At 69.9% G+C, this 2781-nt stretch carries 6 protein-coding genes; all 6 read right to left on the bottom strand.

The features are described 5' to 3' along the window. Positions 1-450, bottom strand: a 450-nt coding sequence (locus tag VIR15_RS20600; RefSeq protein ID WP_331931272.1) for a hypothetical protein, incomplete at its 3' end; no start/stop codon positions are given. Continuing rightward, complete coding sequence (locus VIR15_RS20595; protein WP_331931270.1) at positions 447-1199, bottom strand: hypothetical protein; 753 nt, start codon at positions 1197-1199, stop codon at positions 447-449. The genes VIR15_RS20595 and VIR15_RS20600, both read right to left, overlap by 4 nt. After that, positions 1196-1387, bottom strand: a complete 192-nt coding sequence (locus VIR15_RS20590) for a hypothetical protein (protein ID WP_331931268.1) — start codon at positions 1385-1387, stop codon at positions 1196-1198. The genes VIR15_RS20595 and VIR15_RS20590 overlap by 4 nt, the downstream gene beginning before the upstream one ends. Continuing rightward, positions 1384-1629: a hypothetical protein gene (locus VIR15_RS20585; protein WP_331931266.1), complete on the bottom strand. Its 246-nt coding sequence runs from the start codon at positions 1627-1629 to the stop codon at positions 1384-1386. The genes VIR15_RS20590 and VIR15_RS20585 overlap by 4 nt, the downstream gene beginning before the upstream one ends. After that, positions 1626-1943 carry a WhiB family transcriptional regulator gene (locus VIR15_RS20580; RefSeq protein ID WP_331931264.1) on the bottom strand — a complete coding sequence of 106 codons (318 nt, stop codon included), beginning with the start codon at positions 1941-1943 and terminating at the stop codon, positions 1626-1628. Before VIR15_RS20580 ends, VIR15_RS20585 begins: the two co-directional genes overlap by 4 nt. Then, positions 1940-2656, bottom strand: coding sequence for a DNA cytosine methyltransferase (locus VIR15_RS20575; protein WP_331931262.1), 717 nt, complete (start codon positions 2654-2656; stop codon positions 1940-1942). The genes VIR15_RS20580 and VIR15_RS20575 overlap by 4 nt, the downstream gene beginning before the upstream one ends. Positions 2657-2781: the final 125 nt, after the last annotated feature.

Genomic DNA, 2781 nt, shown 5'->3' with positions numbered 1-2781 from the left:
CTGGTACTTCTTGTTGTTCGTGTACCCGGCCTTGTTCGCGCGGGCCGTGGTCCACGTCTCCTCGATGACGTGCGTGGAGCCCTTTCGGCGACCGGCGACGGTGACCTTGGCGTCGGTCTTCTCGACGGTCCAGACCTCATGCCCGTGGGATAGGAGCAGCGCCACCATCGAGCGGGCGTACATGCTGGGCTTGCCGCTGATGACGTAGATGTTCTGCAGCGCCTGGGTGGGGGTGAAGCCGATCTCGTCGCCGTAGAGGATCGCGGCGGCGGCCTCCTCGGGCTTGCCGCGGAACTGCTGGGGGACGAACGACGTCTGGCAGAGCGCGGTCCCGATGCGGTGCGCGGCGGCGAGCCCTTCGGCCCATGCGACGAGCCGCCCGCCCGTGGGGTCACCGACGCCGGGGGAGATGTGCTCGACGGTCGGGGTGTAGTGCTGGATCTCGGTCATGCTGCGTCTCCGGGCTGTGAGGGGTGGGTGATCTGGTTCTTGATGCGGTCTTCGGCCTTGGCGACCCAGAGCACGTGCAGCCAGTCCTTCCAGGCGGCCTCGGGGTCGCCGATGCGGTAGAGCTCGGTGCCGTAGGGCGTCACGTGGATTACGGCGAGCCCGTCGACTTCGGGGATGGGCTGCTCGGCCCCGTCGGTGTCGACGTAGAACTCGGCGCCGCGGTAGGCGGCCAGCTGCAGCGCGGTCTCGCCGTAGACGCCGCTGGACGTCTTGAAGTCGACGAGCAGGCGTTCCCCGCTGGGCAGGGTGATGAAGGCGTCGGGCTTGCCGGCGTACCACCAGTGGGCGTTGGCCAGCGGGCGCTCGGTGAGGATCGGGGTGGGCTGCCACACGTCGAGCCACGCGACGTAGCCGTTGACGTAGTCGGCGAGGTGCTCGGGAACGTCGACCTCTTCGCCATGGATGAGGCGTTCGGCGATGGCGTGGACGTCGGTGCCGCGCACGGCCGCCCGGTCGCGGAAGGTCCAGGGCGACTGCTTGACGGTGGCGATGATCGACTCACGGTCGGGCAGCGCGTTGAGGACCTCGAGGTTGTCGGCGACGTACTCGGCTGCGGACTTCGCGGCCCAGCGGGGCAGGGCGGGCTTGGGCAGGCCCTTGCTGAGCATGGTGGTGACGCCGGGGATGGGGCGGCCGTCGAGCCAGTAGCGGTGCAGGTTCTCGTTGAACTTGAGGCGGGGGGCGGTCATGCGGTGGTGTCCTCTCGGGGTAGTCCGCCGACGGTGATCTGCTGCGGGTGCTCGATCGCGTCGAAGATGGCGCGCGCGTGCTCCTTGCAGACGAGGCGGGGGCCGGCGTAGGGGGGCTGGTTGGTGTCGACGGTGTGCGTGGCGGGCCAGCGGCAGCGCCCGAGCGTGCAGAGCGGGGGGCGGGTCACGAGCACACCTCGCAGCCATATCCCGCCGGGTAACTGTCGCTCTCCCCGATGTCGGACAGGTCGACGTGGCACGTCACCTTGTTGAGACGGACCTCGACAGACCCGCACGCAAGGCACTTGCCGTAGGTCGCGGGCAGGCCGTGCAGGTCGCAGTCGGGGTGGGGGTATGCGACACCTTTACCGCCGGGGAGGATCTCCGACCCCATGACGCAGATGCCGTTGCACTCCGCGGGCTTGCTCACGATGCCTGCGCCTCCTTCCGCTTGGCCTTGCGGCGCAGGCGGTCCCGCTGGCTGGGGGTGAGCCCGCCGCGGATGCTGTGCCCGTCGCCAACCTCGTAGGCGTGCGTCAAGCACTCGGCCACGACCGGGCAGTCTGCGCAGATGGCCTTGGCCCTGGCGGCGTCCTCGGGGTGCTTGCCCCACGCAGAGGGGTAGCCGCCGGTGAAGAACAACTCCGGGTCGACGTCGAGGCACGCGGCGTCGTCTCGCCAGTCGTCGGCGCGGTCGGTGGCGGGCGTGGGCGCGAGGTTGAAGGTGCGGCGGGCGGGGCTCATGCGGCACGCTCCCCGACGTGGGCCAGCAGTTGCCGGCCGATCCAGTTCGTGTACGCAGGGGGCAGGCACTCGAACAGGCCGTTCCACGTCATGTCGTGCTCGACACCCAGCAGCGCCTTCACGACGTCCTTGTTCGGCGGGACGTAGCCGCCCTTGCGGACGAACTTCGCCTCGTACTTGTCACGCCGCGCTCCGCCGTAGGCGCCGGCCCACCACTCGATGCCGGAGTGGTCGCAGGCTCGCGGCGGCCGGAGGTGCCAGTTCGTCTCGAACAGACGCTCGCGCTTGAGGTGGATGCGGATACCGTCGGTGTCGATCGCGGAGAGCCCGAACATGCACCCGCACAACGCGACCGGGTCACGCATGTCCCAGGCGGCGTCGGCCACGTTCTCGATGACGTAGGGCCGGCCCGTCGACTCGAGCGCCTCCCGTATGGGCGGGATGCTGCGAGACCACTTACTGTTGCCGGCAGCGCGGCCCTTGGCGTTGCCGCGGGTGTACCACTGGCACGGGGGGCTGGTGTGGATGGCGTCGTACTCATGGCCGTGCTCGCGGATGTAGGTTGCGGCGTCGGCGATGATGAGCCGGCCGGGGTAGTAGCGGACGTGGCGCTTGTCGATGTCGACCCCTGTGACGTCCCAGCCGGCGTTGACGTAGCCGGCGTGCGCGCCACCCTGGCACCCGTGCGTCTCGAGCAGCTTCGGCCGGCTCACGGCTCCTCCCCGTTGGCGCGGTGCCGGTCCTCGCGGGTGTCGAGGCTGGTCGTGGGCCGCCAGTACTGCATGGGGCGGGTGGCGGGGTCGTCGAGGGTCACGCGGGTGTGGTCGTGCTTCGGCGG

The sequence above is a fragment of the Intrasporangium sp. genome, from assembly GCF_036566125.1.
Classification (GTDB): Bacteria; Actinomycetota; Actinomycetes; order Actinomycetales; family Dermatophilaceae; genus Intrasporangium.
The sequence above is the reverse complement of the archived record's forward strand: the minus strand, read 5'-3'. Positions and strand labels throughout refer to the sequence as shown.

Excerpts from the sequence above, each read along its gene's own strand:
- VIR15_RS20595 (WP_331931270.1), bottom strand. The coding sequence starts at position 1,199 with ATGACCGCCCCCCGCCTCAAGTTCAACGAGAACCTGCACCGCTACTGG.
- VIR15_RS20580 (WP_331931264.1), bottom strand. The coding sequence starts at position 1,943 with ATGAGCCCCGCCCGCCGCACCTTCAACCTCGCGCCCACGCCCGCCACC.